Source organism: Microbacterium sp. NPDC057407, assembly GCF_042803895.1.
In the GTDB taxonomy this organism is placed as follows: Bacteria; Actinomycetota; Actinomycetes; order Actinomycetales; family Microbacteriaceae; genus Microbacterium.
The window spans coordinates 639,064-660,033 of record NZ_JBHVCA010000002.1; the positions used below are offsets into that span (position 1 = coordinate 639,064).

At 69.8% G+C, this 20,970-nt stretch carries 19 protein-coding genes; 5 read left to right on the forward strand and 14 right to left on the reverse strand.

Annotation, left to right across the window (positions count from 1 at the left end; translation table 11 throughout):
* The 4 genes from ACFUTX_RS07940 to ACFUTX_RS07955 all read right to left on the reverse strand — a co-directional run bounded on the left by ACFUTX_RS07940 (position 1) and on the right by ACFUTX_RS07955 (position 5,516).
* A complete protein-coding gene (locus ACFUTX_RS07940) occupies positions 1 to 1,668 on the reverse strand; it encodes a glycosyltransferase (RefSeq protein WP_378862374.1) in 1,668 nt (555 codons plus the stop codon).
* Positions 1,665 to 2,825 (reverse strand): hypothetical protein, encoded by a 1,161-nt coding sequence (locus ACFUTX_RS07945; protein WP_378862377.1) that lies wholly within the window; start codon positions 2,823 to 2,825, stop codon positions 1,665 to 1,667. Before ACFUTX_RS07945 ends, ACFUTX_RS07940 begins: the two co-directional genes overlap by 4 nt.
* A 104-nt stretch (positions 2,826 to 2,929) precedes the next feature.
* Positions 2,930 to 4,489: a signal recognition particle protein gene (gene ffh / locus ACFUTX_RS07950; RefSeq protein WP_378862379.1), complete on the reverse strand. Its 1,560-nt coding sequence runs from the start codon at positions 4,487 to 4,489 to the stop codon at positions 2,930 to 2,932.
* Between the two features lie 34 nt (positions 4,490 to 4,523).
* A complete protein-coding gene (locus ACFUTX_RS07955) occupies positions 4,524 to 5,516 on the reverse strand; it encodes a TetR family transcriptional regulator (protein ID WP_378862382.1) in 993 nt (330 codons plus the stop codon).
* A gap of 86 nt (positions 5,517 to 5,602) precedes the next feature.
* Here ACFUTX_RS07955 and lipB point away from each other — a divergent pair, with 86 nt between their 5' ends.
* Positions 5,603 to 6,241, forward strand: a complete 639-nt coding sequence (lipB, locus tag ACFUTX_RS07960) for a lipoyl(octanoyl) transferase LipB (RefSeq protein ID WP_378862385.1) — start codon at positions 5,603 to 5,605, stop codon at positions 6,239 to 6,241.
* A complete protein-coding gene (gene lipA / locus ACFUTX_RS07965) occupies positions 6,238 to 7,254 on the forward strand; it encodes a lipoyl synthase (RefSeq protein WP_378862388.1) in 1,017 nt (338 codons plus the stop codon). The genes lipB and lipA overlap by 4 nt, the downstream gene beginning before the upstream one ends.
* A gap of 16 nt (positions 7,255 to 7,270) precedes the next feature.
* Here the strand turns inward: lipA and ACFUTX_RS07970 are convergent, their stop codons facing one another.
* The 4 genes from ACFUTX_RS07970 to smc form a co-directional block, all read right to left on the reverse strand.
* Positions 7,271 to 7,702 (reverse strand): MSMEG_6728 family protein, encoded by a 432-nt coding sequence (locus tag ACFUTX_RS07970; RefSeq protein ID WP_378862391.1) that lies wholly within the window; start codon positions 7,700 to 7,702, stop codon positions 7,271 to 7,273.
* A gap of 4 nt (positions 7,703 to 7,706) precedes the next feature.
* The gene (locus ACFUTX_RS07975; RefSeq protein WP_378862394.1) at positions 7,707 to 8,207 is read right to left on the reverse strand and encodes a DUF2004 domain-containing protein; all 501 of its coding nucleotides are present in this window, start codon (positions 8,205 to 8,207) and stop codon (positions 7,707 to 7,709) included.
* 89 nt (positions 8,208 to 8,296) lie between these two features.
* Entirely contained in the window at positions 8,297 to 9,169 is an 873-nt protein-coding gene (gene ftsY / locus ACFUTX_RS07980) for a signal recognition particle-docking protein FtsY (protein WP_378862397.1), read from the reverse strand.
* A gap of 41 nt (positions 9,170 to 9,210) precedes the next feature.
* The gene (gene smc, locus ACFUTX_RS07985) at positions 9,211 to 12,768 is read right to left on the reverse strand and encodes a chromosome segregation protein SMC (protein ID WP_378862400.1); all 3,558 of its coding nucleotides are present in this window, start codon (positions 12,766 to 12,768) and stop codon (positions 9,211 to 9,213) included.
* A 512-nt stretch (positions 12,769 to 13,280) separates the two neighbouring features.
* Between smc and ACFUTX_RS07990 the strand changes: the two genes are divergently transcribed.
* The 3 genes from ACFUTX_RS07990 (at position 13,281) to ACFUTX_RS08000 (ending at position 15,791) form a co-directional block, all read left to right on the forward strand.
* The gene (locus tag ACFUTX_RS07990; protein ID WP_378862403.1) at positions 13,281 to 13,538 is read left to right on the forward strand and encodes a hypothetical protein; all 258 of its coding nucleotides are present in this window, start codon (positions 13,281 to 13,283) and stop codon (positions 13,536 to 13,538) included.
* 82 nt (positions 13,539 to 13,620) lie between these two features.
* Positions 13,621 to 14,700: a GNAT family N-acetyltransferase gene (locus ACFUTX_RS07995; RefSeq protein WP_378862406.1), complete on the forward strand. Its 1,080-nt coding sequence runs from the start codon at positions 13,621 to 13,623 to the stop codon at positions 14,698 to 14,700.
* Positions 14,697 to 15,791 carry a GNAT family N-acetyltransferase gene (locus tag ACFUTX_RS08000; protein WP_378862409.1) on the forward strand — a complete coding sequence of 365 codons (1,095 nt, stop codon included), beginning with the start codon at positions 14,697 to 14,699 and terminating at the stop codon, positions 15,789 to 15,791. The genes ACFUTX_RS07995 and ACFUTX_RS08000 overlap by 4 nt, the downstream gene beginning before the upstream one ends.
* 28 nt (positions 15,792 to 15,819) lie before the next feature.
* On the opposite strand, the gene mutM is transcribed toward ACFUTX_RS08000, so the two are convergent.
* Genes mutM through ACFUTX_RS08030 form a run of 6 tightly spaced genes read right to left on the reverse strand, consistent with a single transcriptional unit; the run spans position 15,820 to position 20,967 of the window.
* On the reverse strand, positions 15,820 to 16,740 hold the full coding sequence (gene mutM, locus ACFUTX_RS08005) for a bifunctional DNA-formamidopyrimidine glycosylase/DNA-(apurinic or apyrimidinic site) lyase (RefSeq protein WP_378862412.1): 921 nt from the start codon (positions 16,738 to 16,740) through the stop codon (positions 15,820 to 15,822).
* Positions 16,733 to 17,434, reverse strand: coding sequence for a ribonuclease III (gene rnc / locus ACFUTX_RS08010; protein WP_378862415.1), 702 nt, complete (start codon positions 17,432 to 17,434; stop codon positions 16,733 to 16,735). The genes mutM and rnc overlap by 8 nt, the downstream gene beginning before the upstream one ends.
* A 16-nt stretch (positions 17,435 to 17,450) precedes the next feature.
* Positions 17,451 to 17,660, reverse strand: a complete 210-nt coding sequence (gene rpmF, locus ACFUTX_RS08015; RefSeq protein ID WP_127818873.1) for a 50S ribosomal protein L32 — start codon at positions 17,658 to 17,660, stop codon at positions 17,451 to 17,453.
* Positions 17,661 to 17,662: 2 nt separating this feature from the next.
* Positions 17,663 to 18,238, reverse strand: coding sequence for a YceD family protein (locus ACFUTX_RS08020; protein WP_378862418.1), 576 nt, complete (start codon positions 18,236 to 18,238; stop codon positions 17,663 to 17,665).
* A 40-nt stretch (positions 18,239 to 18,278) separates the two neighbouring features.
* Positions 18,279 to 18,776 carry a pantetheine-phosphate adenylyltransferase gene (gene coaD / locus ACFUTX_RS08025; RefSeq protein ID WP_378862421.1) on the reverse strand — a complete coding sequence of 166 codons (498 nt, stop codon included), beginning with the start codon at positions 18,774 to 18,776 and terminating at the stop codon, positions 18,279 to 18,281.
* Positions 18,777 to 18,804: 28 nt separating this feature from the next.
* Entirely contained in the window at positions 18,805 to 20,967 is a 2,163-nt protein-coding gene (locus ACFUTX_RS08030; protein WP_378862424.1) for an ATP-dependent DNA helicase RecG, read from the reverse strand.
* Between the last annotated feature and the right edge of the window lie 3 nt (positions 20,968 to 20,970).

Genomic DNA, 20,970 nt, shown 5'->3' on the forward strand with positions numbered 1-20,970 from the left:
TCAGTCCGGCGCGGTCGTCGCGCCCGCCAGCGTGAAGTGCGACATCCCGTGCTCGGTCTTCTGCCAGTAGTGCGGCTTCGTGATGAGCTGCCAGAGCGCCTTGTACGAAGCGAGCGAGTGCAGGATCCAGTACACCGGGTTCAGCACAGCCCACCCCACGAGCCAGAAGGCGCCCCGCTTGTACGGGCCCATCATGTTCAGGTACACCATCAGCGCATTGCCGACCAGGAAGTTCAGCAGGCACACCCACAGGATGGCGGGCGGGAAGGCGGGCGCCACGTCCGCCCAGGGGATGAAGAACGACACGATCGTGAGCGCGGTGAACGGGATCACCCCCAGGAACGTCAGCGGGGTCCCCGCGATGAGAAGGGTGAACGACGCGAATCTGCGCACTCCGATCTTGCGGATCAGCGCGAAGGGCCGACGCGCGTGCACCAGTGCCGTCTGCATGTATCCCTTGATCCACCGGCTGCGCTGCCCGACGAAGATCCCGAGTCGAGACGTCGCCTCTTCCATGGTCGTCGAATCCACCACTCCGACGCGATAGCCGAGAGCACTGGCACGGATGCCGAGATCGGCGTCCTCCGTGACGTTGTAGGGGTCCCAGCCGCCGAGTTCGCGCAGCGCCGAGGTGCGGAAGTGATTGGACGTGCCTCCGAGCGGGATGGGCAGATCGCGCACGTCGAGCCCCGTGAGCATGTAGTCGAACCAGTAGCTGTACTCGAGCGAGAACATGCGGGTGAGCACGTTCTCGCGGGCGTTGAAGTAGTTGAGCGCAGCCTGCATCACGACGACGGATCGGTCTGCGCGCCCGAACGCGATGACGGTCTTCTTGAGCTGGTCGGGCTCGGGCGCGTCCTCCGCGTCGTAGATGACGAGGAACTCGCCGCGCGCCACGTCGAGCCCCACGTTGCACGCGCGCGGCTTGGTCTGCGGCGCGCCCTTGGGCACCGTGACGACGATGAAGTGCGACGGCGGGTCGGACTCCGCGATCGCATCCCGCGTCTCGGTGTCCTCCTCCTCCACGAGGATGATCACCTCGAGCTTCTCCGTCGGGTAGTCGAGGCGACCCAGGTTCTCGACGAGCCGACCCACGATCCGTGCCTCCCGGAACACCGGGACCAGCACGGTGTACATGGGCAGGTCGTCGTCGGAGAGAGCGGCGATCTCGTCGGCGCGGACCCGCGCGACGAGGTCGTATCGGGATCCGCGGAGCGCGATGAAGAATTTGAACAGGGTGCTCGCGAGGAAGACCACGCTGGCGACGCCGATGAGCGACATCAGCGTGGCGAGCGGCCACGCGATCCCGCAGAGGACGACGACGACCAGCAGCACGATCGCGATGACCTTCTGCGAGGTCGACAGCACGTAGCGCGCCGAGAGCACCGGGTCCATGCGGTACAGCCCGTCCGCCGCCTGCGCGGCGTAGTCGTCGCGGAGGACGTCGGTCAGGACGGACACGATCTGCGCCTGCTCGGCCTGTCGCTCGCGCACCGGCGACCCGAGGGCCGCTTCGATGCGTGCGCGTCGTCGCGGGGTGAGCGGGGCCGTCGTGGCGACTTCCACCGCGGCATCCGTCCTCCTGAGCGGGAGCCAGCCCTCGGTCGCGTACGTGGTCCGCAGGGACGGATCGATCAGGTCGCGGTCGATCTCCAGCGGAGAGGTCATGGCGCACCGCCCGTCAGAACTCGCATCCAGGCACTCACGGTGTCGTTGTCGAACGCCTGGGCCCAGCCGATGCCCCAGAGGATCACCGAGGTCGCACAGACCAGCACGACGAGCACGCCGGTGGTCGGCTTCGGCACGACGGCGACCGCGAGAAGGAGCATGAGGAGGTAATTGATGCCGGCGACGCCCGGCGGGGTGAGACCCAGGATGAAGGCGAGGAGGATCATGCCGGTCATGACCGGGGCGACGAGCCCCACTCCGGGGTAGCGCAGCGCGATCGACGTCAGGACGACGACGATCGTCGGGGCGAGATACAGCAGCCCCGACGGGCTGAGCAGGTACGCGGCGACGACCTCGGCGCGGGCGGCATCCCACGCCAGGTTGCCGCGGATCATGGCGAGGGGGCCCAGACGGAAGGCGAGCCCCAGCAGCACGAGCGAGCCGAGGAGCGCGAGAGTCGGGAAGACGACCACGATCGCGTTGGCCGCGCGTGCCGCCGACCGGGACCGTACGAGGAACGCGGCCGCGACCGCTGCGACGATGGCGACGAACAGGCCGGTGGAGTCCGAGAGCGCCGAGCAGGCGAACAGGAGCCCCGCGCGGAAGCCGGCCTGCGTGTTGGCGTAGGTCACGAAGCGCACGAGGTCGATCATGCCGATGCCGAAGAAGGTGAGGCCCAGCGCCGCCTCGAAGCTCGTCGTCATGACGTAGGCGAACATCGGCGTCAGGGCGAGGGTGATGATGAAGACCACCCGTACCGCCGGCGGGAACTCCTTGCGCTGCATCGACTGGATGACCAGCTGGATCAGCAGCCCGCCGACGAGCGCCCCTGCGACGCCCAGGCCGAAGGCGCCCCCGGGGATGATCAGCGCGGCGACGCTGGAGATGATGGGGTAGAGCTCCGCGAGTGCGGCCACATCGGAGGATCCCCACGGCAGGCCGTCGACCCGTTCGGCGAGCGCGCCGTTCGCGGTTCCGGTCCAGTCGCCGCCGCTGGAGAGCTGGAACCAGATCGCGACCAGGACGAACGGCGACGCGGCGAGGAGTCGCAGACCCCAGCGCAGCCACAGGTTCTGGGGGTACCGGTCGATGTGCCCCGATTCGCTCTCGACGTAGAGGGGCGCGTCCCTCGAGAAGACGCTTTCAGCCGTCGTCACGCATCTCGCCGATCCCCCCAGATCGCTTCACTCGTCGGCGCGCTTCGCCGATTCCCTTCCCCACGCTAGCGAACCCGTGGGCCACAACGCCCGAAACGCGCGGATCAGCCTTTGCCGAGAAGTTTCTGCAGCTCCGCGAGGTCGGCCTGCGAGGGCGAACCCTGCGCGCCGCCGAGACCGAAGCCCGACCCGGTCGGAGCGGTCGGGGCCGCGGCGGCGATGCCGGCGTTCTCCGCCGCCCGCTTGGCGGGGTTGCCCGACCGCGAGCCCTTGGCCTTCTGCTGCTTGCCCCGTTTCGCGGATGCGCCCGGGCGGCCGGCACCGGGGATCGGCCCCATGCCCGGGATGTTGGGGACGCCGCCGCGGGCGACGGTCTTCATCATCTTCGCCGCCTGCTCGAAGCGCTGGACCAGCTGGTTCACGTCGGTCACCGTCATGCCCGATCCCCGGGCGATGCGCAGACGTCGCGAGCCGTTGAGCACCTTGGGGTTGCGGCGCTCCCCCGGCGTCATGGAACGGATGATCGCTTCGGTGCGGTCGATCTCGCGTTCGTCGAAGTTCTCGAGCTGATCCTTCATCGAGCCCATGCCCGGGAGCATCCCGAGCATCTTCTTCATCGACTCCATCTTCTTGACCTGCTGCATCTGCTCGAGGAAGTCCTCGAGGGTGAAGGTCTCGGTGGCCAGCTTCTCGGCCACCTTGAGGGCCTCCGCCTCGTCGAAGGCCTGCTGCGCCTGTTCGATGAGGGTCAGGATGTCGCCCAGGTCGAGGATGCGCGACGCCATGCGGTCGGGGTGGAACGCCTCGAGGTCGTCCATTCCTTCGCCCGTGGAGGCGAAGATGATGGGCCGGCCCGTCACCGACGCGACCGACAGCGCGGCGCCGCCGCGCGCGTCGCCGTCGAGCTTCGACAGCACGACGCCGGTGAAGTCCACGCCGTCCTGGAAGGCCTTGGCGGTATTCACCGCGTCCTGGCCGATCATCGCGTCGATGACGAAGAGGACCTCGTCGGGGTCTGTCGCCCTGCGGATGTCGGCCGCCTGCTTCATGAGCTCGGCGTCGACGCCGAGCCGGCCCGCCGTGTCGATGATGACGATGTCGTGCTGCTGCCGACGAGCGACCTCGACGCCGTCGCGCGCGACGCGGACGGGATCGCCGACGCCGTTGCCCGGCTCGGGAGCGTAGATCGCCGCCCCGGCGCGTTCGGCCACCACCTGGAGCTGATTGACCGCGTTGGGGCGCTGGAGGTCGGCCGCGACGAGCAGCGGCGTGTGGCCGTCCTTCTCGAGCATCTTGGCGAGCTTGCCGGCGAACGTGGTCTTGCCCGACCCCTGGAGGCCCGCGAGCATGATCACGGTCGGCGGGTTCTTGGCGAACTGCAGTCGTCGCTGCTCTCCGCCGAGGATGCCGACGAGCTCCTCGTTGACGATCTGGACCACCTGCTGCGCGGGATTCAGCGCGCGGTTCACCTCGTCGCCGAGGGCGCGTTCACGCACCTTCGCGGTGAACTCCTTCACGACGGGAAGCGCGACGTCGGCGTCGAGCAACGCGCGACGGATCTCGCGGACGGTCCCGTCGACGTCGGCGGGCGTGAGCTTGCCCTTGGTGCGGAGATTGCGGAAGGTCTCGGTGAGCCGGTCGGAGAGGGTGCCGAAAGTCGCCATGATCCCCTGATTCTACGCGCCCCGCGAGCGCGGACTACTCGGGGCCGAGCTCGTGGAACAGCGTCAGCTGCAGATCGGCCGGTCCCCGCAGGCGTGCGTTGACCGACCGCCACGGCGTCGGGCGGGCGGATGCCTCGACCCGGGCCCCGGCCGTCGCCAGGCGAGCGGCCGCCTCTTCGGCGTCGTCGACCTCGAGCCCGATCCGGATGCGCTCACTCGGCGCATCGCCGTCGGTCTCGACGCGGTCGATGAAGGCGACCTGGGCGGCGTTGGCGATCTCGAGGGTCGCCCTCCCCGCGTCGAGGATCGCCACGCGCGCTCCCCCGTCGGCCTCGTACGCTTCGGCCTGCGGCATGCCCATCGTGTCTCGATAGAACGTGAGGGCACGGTCGAAGTCCGGCGCCTGCACGACGACGCGAAGCTGTCTGACGGTGCCGCGCCGCGGGGCGGCGTCGATAGCGGATGCCGCGGCCGCCGCGCGATCGAGGAAGCGCGCGAGCGAGGTCACGCCGGCCCCGTCGTGGGCCCACGTCTCGACGGCAGCCAGAACGGCACCTCCCCACGCTGCACCGGCCACTTCGGCGCGGAGCCGGTCGGACCCTCCGCGCGCGAGCCGCGCCGCCACGGCGGCGGCGATGCGCGCACGCCGCAGCGCCGCTTCGCGCTCCAGTTCGGTGTCGAGCCCCATCGCGGCGGCGTTGACGATGGCGAGCGCGAGGCTGTCGGGGGCGAACCCCTCGGCGAGACGAAGGATCTCCGCCCGCACGGAGGCCGCGGCATCCGTCTCCTCGCTCTGCGCCAGTCGCTCGTCGAGCGCGCGGAGCCGCTCGTCGAGGCCCGCCCAGAGGATGTCGGACTTCGACGCGAAGTAGTTGAAGAAGCTCGACCTGCTGACACCCGCCCGCGTCGTGATGTCGGCGATCGACGTCGCCTCGAAGCCCTGTTCCAGGAACAGCTCGCACGCCGCTTCGGCCAGCGTCTCGCGCGACGATGCCTTCGGTCTGCCCACGCGCCCGGTGCCGCTCATGTCCACACGCTAGCGCCGCATGCCGGGATCGCCACGATGACGTAATCTTGGACGCAATCCAGAAATGCGGCGCGCGAAGGAGAGTCATGCTCGACGTCCAGACGGTGGGGCTCTCCCCCGACTACGTCCCGTACCTCGAGGGCTGGGACCTCCAACGGCGGGTGCACGCCGACGTCGTGGCGGGCGAGAGGCCCGACACGCTCCTCCTGCTCGAGCACGAGCCGGTCTACACGGCGGGCGCGCGGACGGCGCGGCACGAGCGTCCGGCGGACGGCACACCGGTCGTCGACGTCGACCGTGGCGGCAAGATCACCTGGCACGGTCCGGGACAGCTCGTCGGGTACCCCATCGTGCGCCTGGCCGAGCCGGTCGACGTGGTGGCCCATGTCCGGCGCCTGGAACATCTCCTCATCGCCGCCATCGGAGAGTACGGCGTCGACGGGTACCGCGTCGAAGGCCGCAGCGGCGTCTGGGTGCGTCGGCCGCTGGGCGAGGACAAGGTCGCGGCGATCGGCGTCCGGGTGCAGCGGGGCGTCACGATGCACGGCTTCGCGCTGAACTGCGACAACACCCTGGCCGGGTTCCGCGGGATCATCCCGTGCGGCATCACCGACGCAGGCGTCACGACCGTCAGCGAGATCGTCGGCGCCGACATCTCGCCTCGGGACGTGATCGGCACGGTGGCGCGCGTCTTCGAAGCGGACTTCGCGGCGGTCGCGGCATGAGCGCGTGCGGAACGCCGGCGCAGGCGGCGACTGGCCCCGGCGGCCGCAAGCTCCTCCGGCTCGAGGTGCGCAACGCGCAGACCCCGATCGAGCGCAAGCCGGAATGGATCAAGACGCGCGCGAAGATGGGCCCCGAATACCAGGCGCTGCACTCGCTCGTGAAGTCCGAAGAGCTCCACACCGTCTGTCAGGAAGCGGGCTGCCCCAACATCTACGAGTGCTGGGAAGACCGCGAGGCGACCTTCCTCATCGGCGGTTCGCAGTGCACCCGCCGGTGCGACTTCTGCCAGATCGACACGGGCAAGCCCGCCGACTACGACACCGACGAGCCACGACGCGTCGCCGAGAGCGTGCAGCGCATGCAGCTGCGCTACGCCACGGTCACCGGCGTGGCCCGAGACGACCTTCCCGACGGCGGAGCGTGGCTGCACGCCGAGACCGTGCGGCAGATCCACGCGCAGAATCCGAACACGGGCGTGGAGATCCTCGCCACGGACTTCAACGGCGACCCCCGTCTCCTCGGCGAGGTGTTCGACAGCAGACCCGAGGTGTTCGCCCACAACGTGGAGACAGTGCCGCGGATCTTCAAGCGCATCCGGCCCGCGTTCCGGTACGAGCGTTCGCTCGACGTGCTGACGCAAGCCCGCGCGTCCGGGCTGATCACGAAGTCGAACCTCATCCTCGGGATGGGCGAGGAACCCGAAGAGGTCGTCGAGGCTCTCCACCACCTTCACGACGCCGGTACCGACATCATCACGATCACGCAGTATCTGCGCCCGTCACCGCGGCACCTCCCCGTCGCCCGGTGGGTGAAGCCGCAGGAGTTCGTCGAGTTCAAAGAGGAGGCCGAGCGTATCGGGTTCCTCGGCGTGCTGGCCGGTCCCCTCGTCCGCTCGTCGTATCGGGCCGGGCGCCTCTGGGCGCAGTCGATGGTCTCGAAGGGGCGGGAGATCCCCCCGCACCTCGCGCACATCGCCGAGGCCGCCGACCTCGGCTTCGCTCAGGCGGTGTGACAGCGGGCCGCTCGACTCAGGGCGTCGGCCAGATGTAGGGAAGGTCGTCCGGCACGTCGCCGAACCTCGGACGGTAGAACTCCGGATCCTTGCGGACGAGGTTCGAGCGGTGCGACAGGTGGAACGCCTCGTCGCCCAGCCAGGTGGGCAGATCCAGCTCCGCCTGCGGAACCCCGTCCACCTCGGGGGCGAACTCGAGCAGCTGCGGACGGACGCTGTCGGCACGGCCCAGCGCGGTCCAGGCATCCGTCATCGCGAGGCCGTAGGCCACGAGCGCCGGCAGCCTCCCCGCCCACATCTTCGCCGCGGGGTGATGGCGCCAGCCGTAGTCGGGGACGGTGTTGGCGCGAAGCAGCTGAAGCGTCTCGACCCGCTGCTTGCCGAGCCGGGCCGGGTCGAGCACGGCCGCCGACTCGGCGAAGGAAGGGTACGGCAGGAAGGTCTGCACCCGGTCACTCGGCGCTGGTGACCGACAGCACGCCGCCCTCGGAGTCGAGATTCACCAGGAGGACATCGTCCGTGGCGTCGGGATCCAGCGCGTACTCGAGCACCGCGAACGGATCGGAGCCGCCGTGCTCGTCCGCGAGGATCGTCATGCTCATCAGCTGAAGCGAGCGGATCACGTCGATGTGCACGTCTCCCGAGATGTCGACGAGCAGGTCTTCGAGGTCTTCGCCGAGCGTCTCCTGCTGCTGCAGGATGTACTCGGTCACCTCGCTGGTGCGGTCGTTGAGCTCGGCGACCATGGCGTTGCGGGCACTGCGGTCGATGTCTTCGATCGCCGAGATCAGCGCAGCAGCGACATCGAGAGCGGCTTCGGACACGTCGTCCTGATCGGGGGCGGTCAGGTCGACCGTGACGGACTGATCTCCCAGTTCGACGTTCTCGGACCAGAAGATCGAACCGTCGGGCCCCGACTCGAGGAGTCCGAAGTAGTCGTGCTCGATCGCCATGACCCCATGAAACCAGCCCGCGCGCCCAGACGATACCCCGAACCCCGCGTGGCGGCGATCCGAGCCCGATCTGCGCCGCGCGCCGGGCGTCAGTCGACCAGCGAGGCGGCGAAGACGTGGGGTGTGAAACCGGTCAGATCGCCGATCCCCTCCCCCTGCCCGAGGAGCTTCACGGGGATGCCCGTGCGCTCCTGGACGGCCAGGACGAAGCCGCCCTTCGCAGAGCCGTCGAGCTTGGTGAGCACGAGCCCGGTCACGCCCGCGTGCTCGAGGAAGGCCTGCGCCTGCATGACGCCGTTCTGCCCGGTCGTGGCGTCGAGCACGAGGAGCACCTCGCTGATCGGGGCCTGCTTCTCAATCACTCGGCGGATCTTCGTGAGCTCGTCCATGAGGCCGCCCTTGGTGTGGAGGCGCCCCGCCGTGTCGACAAGGACGATCTCGGTGCCGGTGCGCTTGGCGTAGTCGATGGTCTGGAAGGCGACGGATGCCGGATCCTGGCCCTCCTGCTGAGGCCGCACGATCGCCGCCCCGCCCCGCTCCGCCCACGTGGCCAGCTGGTCGACGGCCGCCGCGCGGAACGTGTCGGCCGCGCCCACCACGACCGATCGTCCGTACCGCTGCAGGAACTTCGCGAACTTGCCGATCGTCGTCGTCTTGCCGACGCCGTTGACCCCGACGACGAGGACGACGGCGGGCCGCTCGGTGAGACGCAGCGTGGTGTCGAACTTCGCGAAATGCTCCTCGAGCGTCTCCTTCAGCATGCGCTGAAGATCGCGCGGGTCGGTGGTGCGGTACCGGTCCACCTTCTCGCGGAGCTCGTCGACGATCCGCTCGGTGATGTCCGGGCCGAAGTCGGCTGTCAGCAGAGCCGTTTCGAGGTCGTCCCACGTCGTCTCGTCGATCGTGGGCTTGACGAACATCCCGCGCAGTGCGCGTCCCAGCGACCAAGAGCTCTCTGCCATGCCACCAGCCTATGGCTGCTCGGCGCTTCGCTCCGCGGCGCTCAGCTCGCGGCGCGCTCCGCGAGGCGCTGACCGACGACCGCCGAGACACCGTCCTGCCGCATCGAGACGCCGTAGAGCGCGTCGGCGATCTCCATCGTCCGCTTCTGGTGAGTGATGACGATGAGCTGACTCGACTCGCGCAGCTGCTCGAAGACACCGAGAAGCCGCCCCAGATTCGCGTCGTCCAGCGCCGCCTCGACCTCGTCGAGGATGTAGAACGGGCTCGGGCGCGCCTTGAAGATGGCGGTCAGCAGGGCCACCGCCGCCAGCGACCGCTCGCCGCCCGAGAGCAGGGACAGCCGCTCGATCTTCTTGCCGACGGGGCGCACCGCCACCTCGATGCCCGTCGTCAGCGGGTCGTCGGGGTTCGTCAGCGTGATGCTGCCCGAGCCGCCCGGGAACAGGATGGGGAACACCTCGCCGAAGGCCACCTTGGTGTCTTCGAACGCGGCGAGGAAGATCGCCTGCATCCGCTCATCCAGCTCTTCGATGATCGTGATGAGGTCCTTGCGGGTCTGCGTGAGATCGGCGAGCTGCTCGGTCAGGAAGGCGTGACGCTGCTCGAGCGCGGCGAACTCCTCCAGAGCGAGCGGATTCACGCGACCGAGCTGAGCCAGCTTGCGCTCGGCCTCCTGCAGCCGCCGACGCTGTTGCCCACGGTCGAAGGCGACCACCGGCACCGCGTCCGCGTCTTCCCGCTCACCGTCGCCCGCTGCGCCCGGGGCGGCGTCGTCGACAGGGATGGGCTGGTCGGGGCCATATTCCGAAACGAGAATGTCTTCGTTCAGTCCGAGCTCGGAGGCGGCTCGCTCGAGAACGCCGGTCACGTGCAACCGCTTCTCGTGGATCTGCAGCTCGAGGCTGTGGACGCTCTCGGTCAAACCGGCCAGCCGCTCGCGGGCGACGGCCTCCTTGCCGCGGAGGTCCGCCAGCTCGGCGGTCACCGCCGAACGCTCGGACTCGGCCCGCGAGAGGTCGATTCTCGCCTGCACGAGGGAGCGCTCGACCGAATCGAGCACGGGCGGCAACTGCGCCGCGACTCCGGCGGCGGTGTCTCGCTGAGCCCGGCGGATGACGGCGCGCCGCGCCGCTTCGGCCGCGGCTTCCCGCTCCCGCTCGCGCTGCCGTTCCAGCGCCACCACACGCGCGTCGCCCGCCCGGATCCGCTCTTTCAGCGTCTCGACGTCGAGCCGCGCCCGCATCTCGCCATCTCGCGCCGCTTCCAGCGCATCCAGCAGCCCGTCGCGCGCCGACGCGTCCAGGATCGGGCGAGGCGCCTCGAGCGCAGATGTCAGCTGGTCCTCGGCGGCGCGCGCCGCCGCCTCCGCCTCCTCCACGGCGGACTGCGCCTGTGCCAGTCCGGACTGGAGCCGGTCGCATTCGGCGATGGCAGCCTCGTGACGCACCGTCGCGCGGTTCACGCGCTCGGCGTGAGCGGCGAGCGCGGCATCGTGCTCCCGCAGCGTCGTGAGCGCGGCCTTCGTACGCTGACGGGCGGACTCCAGCTCGGCCGCCGCGTCGACCATCGCTTCGCGCAACGAGTCCACCACGACCGCGATCTCGGAACGGCGTTCGTTCGCCGCATCGCGCTCCGCCGCCAACTCGAGGCGCGACCGGCCCTGACCCGACCCGGCCCGCACGGTGAACGAGGTGAGCACCTCGCCCGCGCGCGTGACGATGGTGGTGCGCGCGGCCAGCGAGGCCGCCTCGAGCGGGGGAACGGCCGCGAGGGCGGTGTCGAGGTCGTCGGCGATCAACACCGGCGACAGAATGCCGAGCACGCCGTCCGGCGCGGTGACGACGTCGCGAGCCGAAATCACACCGGCAAGTGCGGGGAACTCCACCGCGGGTGCCGGGGCGTCCGCGATCGCGATGTCGATCGTGCCGAGGTCGCCGTCGCGCGCGAGCACGGCCGTCGCCAGCGCGTCGTCGCGGGTGCCCACCAGCACGCCCTCCACGAGCGGACCGAGCACCGCCGCGATCGCGGCTTCATAGCCGGCGGTGATCTTGACGGCGTCACCGAGGAGGCCCCGGACTCCCGCGGCCCCCAGGCCGACGATCTCGGCCGCGGCGTTCCTGCCGTCGAGTGCGCGCCCCAGCGCAGACGTCTGGGCCGTCAGCGCCTCGACCTCGCGCTCGGCGGCATGCAGTCGCTCGCGGAGCGCGGCGACGTTCGTCTCCGCTTCGCCCGCCTCGCGCTGTGCGCGCTCGTAGGCGGACGCATACTCCGCCGCCGAGCCCTCGGGCACGAGGTCGGGGTCGACGCCCGCCAGCGCCTCCTCGGCCTCGGCGCGTCTTGCCAGGGCCGCGTCGAGTGCGCGCTGCTGACGATCCACCGCGCCCCGAACGGCGGCGAGGGCGGATGCCGCCGCCTCCGCCGACCCGCGCAGCGCCGTGATCTTCATGTCGTGCTCCGAGACCAGCGCGCTCTGCGCGGCGATGTCGCTGTCGAGGGCGTCGAGCTCGGCCCGGGCGCGCATCACCTCGCGGGAGGCGTCGGCCGCCGCATCCCGAGCGCCACCGAGCCCGTCGCTGATCTGCTGGATCTCCGCTCTGGCCTCGTCGATCATCGCCTGCGACACCGTGGTCAGCTCGATGCGGTCGTCGTCTTCGGCCTCGCCCAGCAGCGCCAGCCGCTGCCCCGCAAGTGCGTACAGGCTTCGCAGCCGCTCCTGCACGCGCTCCAGCCCGTGGGCGATCCGACGGGCCCGGTCCACCGCCTCGGATCGCTGCTCGCCCTCGAGGTGCTCGATGCGCGCACGCGCATTGTCGAGCTGGTCCTGCAGCACCAGCCGCTCGGCGTGACGCTCTTGCTCGCTGCGGGCGGCCGATGCCAGCTCGTCCCGGAGTGCGACGACCTCGTCGGCGTACAGCCGAGCCTTCGCGTCCCGCACGACGGCGGCGATCGTGGCGGCCTCTCGGGCGATCTCGGCCTGACGCCCGAGGGGCTTCAGCTGGCGCCGCAACTCGCCCGCGAGGTCGTTGAGCCGGGTGAGGTTGGCCTCCATCGCCTCGAGCTTGCGAAGGGTCTTCTCTTTGCGCCGGCGATGCTTGAGGATGCCGGCCGCTTCCTCGATGAAACCCCGGCGATCCTCCGGCGAAGCCTGGAGCACGCTGTCGAGCCGCCCCTGACCCACGATCACGTGCATTTCGCGGCCCAGGCCCGAATCGCTCAGGAGCTCCTGCACGTCGAGCAGCCGGCACACTTCGCCGTTGATCGCATACTCGCTGGCGCCGTTGCGGAACAGCGTGCGGCTGATCGTGACCTCGGCGTACTCGATGGGCAGCGCGCCATCGCTGTTGTCGATCGTGAGCTGCACCTCGGCACGGCCGAGAGGTCCGCGCGTCGCCGTACCGGCGAAGATGACGTCCTCCATCTTGCCGCCGCGGAGCGTCTTCGCGCCCTGCTCGCCCATGACCCACGCGAGCGCGTCGACGACGTTCGACTTGCCGGATCCGTTGGGTCCGACGATGCAGGTCACGCCGGGTTCGAGGGCGAAGGTGGTCGGCTGCGCGAACGACTTGAAACCTTTGAGCGTCACGCTCTTCAGGTGCATGGGTCGCCTCCGCGCTCGCCGCTCCTCCCCGACCGGCGAGCGGGCCCGATCGTGCTCGGGCGTCCCCAGGCTACCCGAGCGCCCGCGCCACGCCGCTGCGCGCCCCGGAGCGTCGCGACACGCCCGTCGTCACTCGAATCTGCGAAAACGCTTGACGTCCACCGCGGGATCGCGCTAGTGTCACTCTCCGCGTCTGAAGTCGAGAAAGGAGGTCCCCGAAATGATGCACCTGAACACCACCGGAGTCACCGCGCCGAACGGCGTCGCGACTCGTGCGTTCGCGCTGGGGACCCTCTCCTTCGGCGCCTTCCAGAACTGCGGCTCCCACACCGCCGGCTGATCCCCGCAGGGGAGAACTCTGCCCGTCATCGGGCATGACCCTCCTGCGCCGCCCCGATTCCCGGGTGCTGAGCGCTGCCTCCTGCGAATCCTCCCGTCGTGCTGCGGCATGACATCCCGCCCGACCGCGCGTGGCCGGGCATCCACCTCCCTCCACACGGAAGAGAACCATCATGAACACCTCACTTCTCGCGCCGCAGCGCTCCTCGGGCGTCCCCGATACGCTGCGGCTCCCGAGCCGCGACACCCGCGTCCCGCTCCTGGACCACATCGCACTCCGACTCGGCGTGCGACTGCTCATCTGGGGCACACGTTCGCCGCGACTCGCGGACGATCGCGAGCGCCACGCTCGCGTCCGCCTCGCCCACGACGCCACCAGCGCGCGTGAGCACGGCTACCTTCGCGAGGCTCTCCTCGCACCCCGGCCGTGACGGCCGACAACGGGGTCCGTCGACCGACGAGCGGTCGGCGGACCCCCACCCCAGATCAGAACACGACGAAGGACGCAAGACCATGAACACCCTCACCGAGGTGGAGTTCCGGCCGCTGACCGTGCCGGCATCCATCGACTCCCCCGACGCCGGCGACTTCCAGGAGATGGTCCGGGTACGCAATCTCGTGTACCGCCAGATCTCCGGGCACGACGACCACCGCATCGCCGCCGACGAACTCCTTCCGCACTTCGCGCCGAGCGAGTACGAGACACGGCTCATGTGGCTGATCGTCGAAGACGGCGAGGTGGTAGGCCGCGCCGGCATCGACCTCCCGCTCGAGGAGGGGTCGCAGGTCGCGTTCTGGCTGATCGAGCTGCGGCAGGAGCGCTGGGGTCGAGGGATCGGCTCGGCCGCCTACGAGCTCATCGAGAGCGTCGCGCGCGAGCACGGCCGGACGGTCCTCCAGTCCTGGGCCGAGCACCCGGCGGCCGACGGGCCGACGCTGGCACCTCCGACCGGCTTCGGGTCGATCCCCAAGGATCACGCAGCCCGGTTCTTCCTCCGGCATGGCTACTCCCTGGAGCAGGTGGAGCGCAACAGCGCCTTCGACCTCACGGCGCCCTTCGACACGGTCGAGCGGCTCCTCGCCGAGGCCCGGGCAGCGTCGACCGAGTACCGGGTCGTGCAGTGGTTCGCGCCTACTCCGCCGGAGTTCGCCGACGGGTACGCGTGGATGAAGTCGCGCATGGCGACCGACGCACCCTCGGGCGACCTCGTCTTCGACGAGGAGACGTGGGATGCCGCGCGCGTCGCCGAGCACGACCGGCGCTACACGGCCTCCGGGCGCACGCTCCAGGTGACCGCTGCTCAACACGTCGCCTCGGGCGAGCTGTGCGCGTTCAACGAGCTCGTGATCGGCAAAGACCGGACCGAGGCGTCCCACCAGGAGGACACGCTGGTGCTCAAGGAGCATCGAGGACACAGGCTGGGCACGCTCGTGAAGTGCGCGGGGCTGCTGTCCTGGCGCGACATCGCCCCGGCGTCTCGGCGCGTGATCACCTACAACGCCGAGGAGAACCGGCCGATGCTCGACATCAACGAGGCGATCGGGTTCGCGCCGATCGCGTATGAAGGCGCATGGAAGAAGGTGCTGGCATGAGCTTCATCGAATCGCCCACGGTCACGGTGTCGCCGATCCCGATCCCGGCGAGCGTGGCGTCGCCCGACGCGGGTCCGTTCCTGGAGCTGGTGCGGCTCGCCAACGCGGTCTGCCTCGCCGACGCCGGGCACGATTACCTTCACGAGGAGCCCGAGGAGATGCTGGGCTTCTTCCAGGACCAGTCGGACTGGACCCAACTGGCGTTCCTGGCCGAACGCGACGCCGAGATCCTGGGCGCCGTGAAGATGATGATCTCGAAGCAGCCGGGCACGGTGACTCTGGAGTTCGACCTGATGGTCGACCCCGAGCGCTGGGGCCAGGGCGCCGAAGAGGCGCTGTTGGCCGAGGTGGAGCGGGTGGCACGCGCTCGCGCCGTGCACACGATCCAGACGTGGACGCTGCACCGCCCCGATGCCGGTGGTGCACGGCTCGAGCCCTCGACCGGATGGGGAACCATCCCCGCCGAGGATCGGCAGACGCGGTTCCATCGGGATCACGGATTCTCCCTGGAGCAGGTCGAGCGCAACAGCGTCTTCGACCTGCAGGGAGACTTCCAGGTCGTCGAGCGCATGCTCGACGAGTCCGTCGCCGCGGCGGGCCCGGACTACCGGCTCGTCGCGTGGACGGCGCCGACTCCCGACGAGTACAAGGCCGGATTCGCCCGGGTGCTCGCGCGCATGTCGACGGATGCGCCCGCCGGGGGGCTCGTGATCGAGGAGCAGATCTGGGACGTGGAGCGGGTCGAGCGGCGAGACGCACGCCAGCGCGCACAGGGACTCACCGTCTCGGTGGCCGCGGTGCAGCATGTGCCGACCGGAGAGCTCGCGGCCTACAACGAACTCGTCATCTCCGACGACCACAGCCTCGCCACCCAGCAGTACGGCACCCTGGTGCTCCGGGAGCACCGGGGTCGCCGGCTGGGCACGATCGTCAAGTGCGCGAATCTCCTCCGCTGGCGGGAGCTGGTTCCCGAATCGCCTCGTGTCTCGACCTTCAACGCCGAGGAGAATCGGCACATGCTCGACATCAACGAAGCGATCGGCTTCGTACCCGCCAGCTATGCGGGCGCGTGGAAGAAGGTCCTCGACTGACACCGCCGGGATGCCGCGTCCCGCGCGCTCAGCGTGGGCGCGGCATCTTCTGGCAGTGCGGGCAGAAGTGGCTCGAGCGATTGGTGAACGACACGCGCACGATGGGGCGGCTGCACCGGGGACACGGCTGCCCGGTGCGTCCGTAGGCGTTGAGAGAGTGCGCGAAGTATCCGGCCTGACCGTTGACGTTGACGTACTGCGCGTCGAAGCTCGTCCCGCCCTCGGCGAGGGCTTTGTGCAGGACGAGCCGGACCTCGCTCAGGAGCCGGTTCACCGCGCGCGCAGACAGGGACCCGGCGTCTGTCTCGGGATGGATGCGAGCCGCCCAGAGAGACTCGTCGGCATAGATGTTGCCGACTCCGCTGAGGACCGTCTGATCGAGTAGGACCCGCTTGATCGCGGACCGCTTCCCCATGAGGCTCGTTCGGAACGCGGCATCCGAGAAGGCCGGATCCAGCGGATCGCGCGCGATGTGGGCCACCTGACAGGGAACGGATGCCTCGGCCGTGCCGAGTCCGCCCGGGGCCCCATCGGCGGTCGGCACGAGCTCATCGATCGCGAGGGATCCGAAGGTGCGCTGGTCTGCGAAGACCACCGCGACCTCGCCGTGGACCGGGTGGACGAGATCGATGCGGACGCGCTCGTGGCGCTCGGCGGGGGCGCCGGGCGAGCGCAGCAGCAGCTGTCCGCTCATGCCGAGGTGGCCGACGACGGCATCCGCCGGCGGCGCTCCCGGAACACCACTCTCGAGCGGCAGCCAGAGGAATTTGCCCCGGCGGGCGGCTGATCGGATGACGCGCCCGGTGAGCGCTGCCTCGAAGTGACCGCCGTCTCGGACGTGACGGGTGAGCGCACGGTCGTCGAGCACGGACACGCCCAGCACGGTGCTACCCGCGACGGCGGGGGCGAGGCCGGCGCGCACGACCTCGACCTCGGGAAGCTCAGGCACGCCCGCTGAGCTCCTGCCATGCCCGGAGGGCGGCTGCCATCTCGGCCGCCTTCTTGCTCGTGCCGACGCCTTTCGCCGACACCTCGCCGACGACCACGGTGGCGGTGAACTGGCGGTCGTGATCGGGTCCGGTCGACGAGACGGAATAGACGGGCGGCTGCGCGCCGGTCCGGGCGGCGAGCTCCTGGAGGCTCGTCTTGGGATCCATGGCGGCGCCGTACCGCTCAGGGTCGGCCAGCAGGGGCTCGACGAGGCGCAGGACGAGCGCGGTCGCGGCGTCGGGTCCAGCGGAGAGGTACGTCGCGCCGATCACGGCCTCCATCGTGTCGGCCAGAATCGAGTCCTTGTCGCGCCCGCCGGTGAGGTCTTCGCCCCGTCCCAGTCGCAGGTGCCGGCCGAGGTCGATTCCCCGCGCGATCTCGGCGAGGGCGATCGTCGAAACCACGCTCGCCCTCCGCTTGGCGAGCGCACCTTCTTCGAGTTCGGGATGCCCCGTGAAGAGCCGTACGGTCACGGCCTGGCCGAGCACGGAGTCGCCGAGGAATTCCAGCCGCTCGTTGTGCGGCACCTGGCCGTGCTCGTATGCCCACGATCGGTGGGTGAGCGCCAGCGACAGAAGCTCGGGGTCGATATCGACCCCGAGCTTCTGCGTGAGTTCGGTGAGCGCGAGGCGCTCCACGATGGCGTCGGTCACGTCGCCGGTCGGACGATCAGACGTCGGCGACCTTGCGGCCCTTGTACTCGAGGAACAGCTCGGTGCCCTGCGAGTCGGTGACGACCTTCGCCTGGTGGGGACGGCTGTAGACGACCTTGCCGTTCTCGACGGTCTTGACCAGCGTGGGGGCCTCGGCCTTCCACTGCGCGCGACGCGAGCGCGTGTTGGAACGGGAGACCTTCCGCTTCGGGGGGTTGCCTGCCATAGCTAGCTCTCTTCTGTGTTCTCGACGCTTGGGCGCGGTGCTTCGTCGTCGTGGTCTGCGGTGTAGCCCTGGAGCGCGGCCCAGCGAGGATCGAGGGGCTCGCGCTGCTCTGTGCCGGCGCTGACGGTCAGTCGCTCACCCGTGACCGGATCGAGGCCGGGGCAATCCGGCTGACACACCGGCTGAAACGGAAGCGACAGGACGATCGCATCCCTGACCAGAGTTTCAAGATCCACGTGGTCGTCTTGAACCTCGAAGTCAGTTGCTTCCTCCCCAGGATACGCGAAAAGCTCCTGAAACTCGACTTCGACGGGCTCGGTGATGTCTCTCAGGCATCGCCCGCACACCCCCGAGTACTGCGCCACGGCGGTTCCCGACACCAGAATGCCCTCGTGTACCGACTCCAGGCGCACGTCCAGATCGATGGGATCGTCCGCCGGAACCGACACGAGCCCCTCGCCCCATTTCTCGGGAGCGGGGACCTCGAACTCGAACTCGCGTATCTCGCCCGGACGCCGCACGATGTCGCGGACCCGGATCGCGAAAGGACCCGTCACATGCTGTCTGACCACGATCATCCATCGTACCGGGGTCGCCCGGTGGCGGCCTCGGTACGGGTCAGACGGCCGCGGAGCCGGTGTCGAGGAACCTGGCGACGGCGGGGGGCACGAAGGGCGAGACGTCGCCCCCGAGTCCGGCGACCTGGCGCACCAGCGAACTGGACACGAGGGCGTGGGAGGGATCGGGGAGCAGGAAGACCGTCTCGACATGGGCCAAATGCCGGTTCACGATCGCCATCGGCGTCTCGTATGCGACATCGACCTGCGAGCGGATGCCCTTGACCAGAACGCCCGCGTCGACATCGGTCGCGTAGTCCACGAGCAGTCCCATGCTCCACGATGCGACGATGACCTCGCCTTCGATGTCGCTCTCCTCGATCGACTGCTCGAGGAGCGACAGGCGCTGAGCGATCGGGAGCATCGCCTCTTTGCCGGGATTGTGCACGACGAGGACATGAAGCTGGTCGTACAGCGTCGCCGCGCGGCGGATCACGTCGAGATGACCGAGGGTGGGCGGATCGAATGACCCCGGGACGACGGCGATCCGGCTGTTCATGTGGTCAGCCTATCCGCCTGCCGCGACGTCAGTTCTTCGCCAGCGCCGCGCGTTCCTGCATCCCGACCCGCCGTTCCAATGCCGCGGCGAGGCCCGGGTGGCGCAGCAGGGCCGGGTCGTCCGCCAGCAGCAGCTCAGCCGCCGTCCGCGCCTCGGCGATGATGTCGGCGTCCTTCACGACGCGCAGGAGACGCAGCGACGACCGCACTCCCGACTGCGCATCCCCGAGGACATCGCCCTCGCCTCGCAGCTCGAGATCGACTTCGGCGAGCTCGAAGCCATCGAGGGTCGCGGCCACCGCCTCGACGCGTTCACGCGCCGGCGTGCCCGCCGCCGCTTCGGTGACCAGCAGGCACAGCCCCGGCACGCCGCCGCGCCCGACCCGGCCGCGGAGCTGATGGAGCTGCGACACACCGAACCGGTCCGCTTCGAGGATCGCCATCGTCGATGCATTGGGGACATCGACGCCCACCTCGACGACCGTGGTCGCCACGAGTACATCCACCTCGCCGCGGCCGAACGCCTGCATCACCGCGTCTTTCTCGTCGGACGGCATCTTGCCGTGAAGGATCTCCACGCGGATGTCGGAGAACGCCGGATGCCTCGACAGCAGGTCGGCGGCCTGCACCACGCCCCAGCGAGTCGAGGAGGTCTCGCCCTCGGCGTCGCCGGCCGCTTCGTCCGCGGTGTCGTCCTTGGTCAGGGATTCGGCGTCGATCGCGGCGCATACCACGAAGGCCTGCCGGCCCGCCGCCACCTCCTCGGCGATTCGGTCCCACACTCTCCCGAACCAGGACGGCTTCTCGGCGAGCGGAGCGACGAATGTCTGAATACCCGCGCGCCCTGCGGGCATCGTGCGGATCGTCGACACGTCGAGATCGCCGAAGACCGTCATCGCGACCGTCCGGGGAATGGGCGTGGCCGTGAGCACGAGTGCGTGCGGCGCAGAGCCCTTCGCCCGCAGCGACTCCCTCTGCTCGACGCCGAACCGGTGCTGCTCGTCCACCACCACCAGCCCCAGGTCGGCGAACGTCGTGCTCTCGCTGAGCAGGGCGTGCGTCCCCACCACGATCCGCGCCTGCCCCGACGCAACCCGCAGTGCCGCCTTGCGGCGCTCGGCGGCCGGCATCTGCCCGGTGAGCAGCGTCGGCATGAGCTCCGGCGCCAGCCGGGGGCCCAGCATCCGCGCGATGGAGCGCACGTGCTGGGCCGCGAGCACCTCCGTCGGAGCGATGAGCGCGGACTGGCCCCCGCTCTCGGCGACCTGCAGCATCGCCCGCAGCGCGACGAGCGTCTTACCCGAACCCACCTCGCCCTGGACCAGGCGGTTCATCGGCCAGTCCCCCTGGAGGTCGCGCTCGATCTGCTCGCCGACGCTCACCTGATCCGGCGTGCGCGGGAAGGGGAGCGCCTCGTCGAACCGCTCCAGAAGCGATCCGGGGGATCTGCGCGTCGCCGACATCGCGCGGACGAACGCGCGCTGCTGGAGGAGCGCCACCTGCAGCAGGAAGGCCTCATGCATCCGCAGGGTCGCGCGCGCCGGCTCGATCTGATCCTCGAACTCGGGCCGGTGGATGCGCTCGATCGCCGTGCGGGCGTCGAGGAGGCCTCCTCGCGCGCGGAGCTCATCGGTCAACGGGTCGGGCACGGGTCCCAGGCCGTCGAGCACCAGGTCGACGATCTTCTTGATCTGCCAGCTGGCGACGGCGCCCGTCGCGGGATAGATCGGGATGGGCAGGTTCGCGTTCGCCTGCGCGGTGAGCCGCGCGGTCGCCTCGTCGTCGAACAGCTCGTAGTCGGGGTGGGTCAGCTGCTTCGTGCCGCGGTACTCCCCCACCTTCCCCGCGAAGATGCCCCGACGTCCGGGCACCAGGTCCTTCATCCGCCACGACTGGTTGAAGAACGTCAGCGAGAGGTCGCCGTGGCCGTCGCTGATGACCACCTCGAGGATCGAGCCGCGGCGATTCTGCATGCGGCGCTCGCCCGCACGGCGCACCTCGGCCACGATGGTGACCGCCTCGCCCACGGGCAGGGAGGAGATCGGGGTCAGCTCACCGCGCTTGGCGTACCGCCGAGGGTAGTGCGCGAGCAGATCGCCCACGGTCCGCATCCCGAACGCCCGCTCGAGAGCGCCGGAAGTCTTGCCGCCGACGGCGCCGTCCAGACGCGACTCGAGGGTGAAGGACGGCATGGG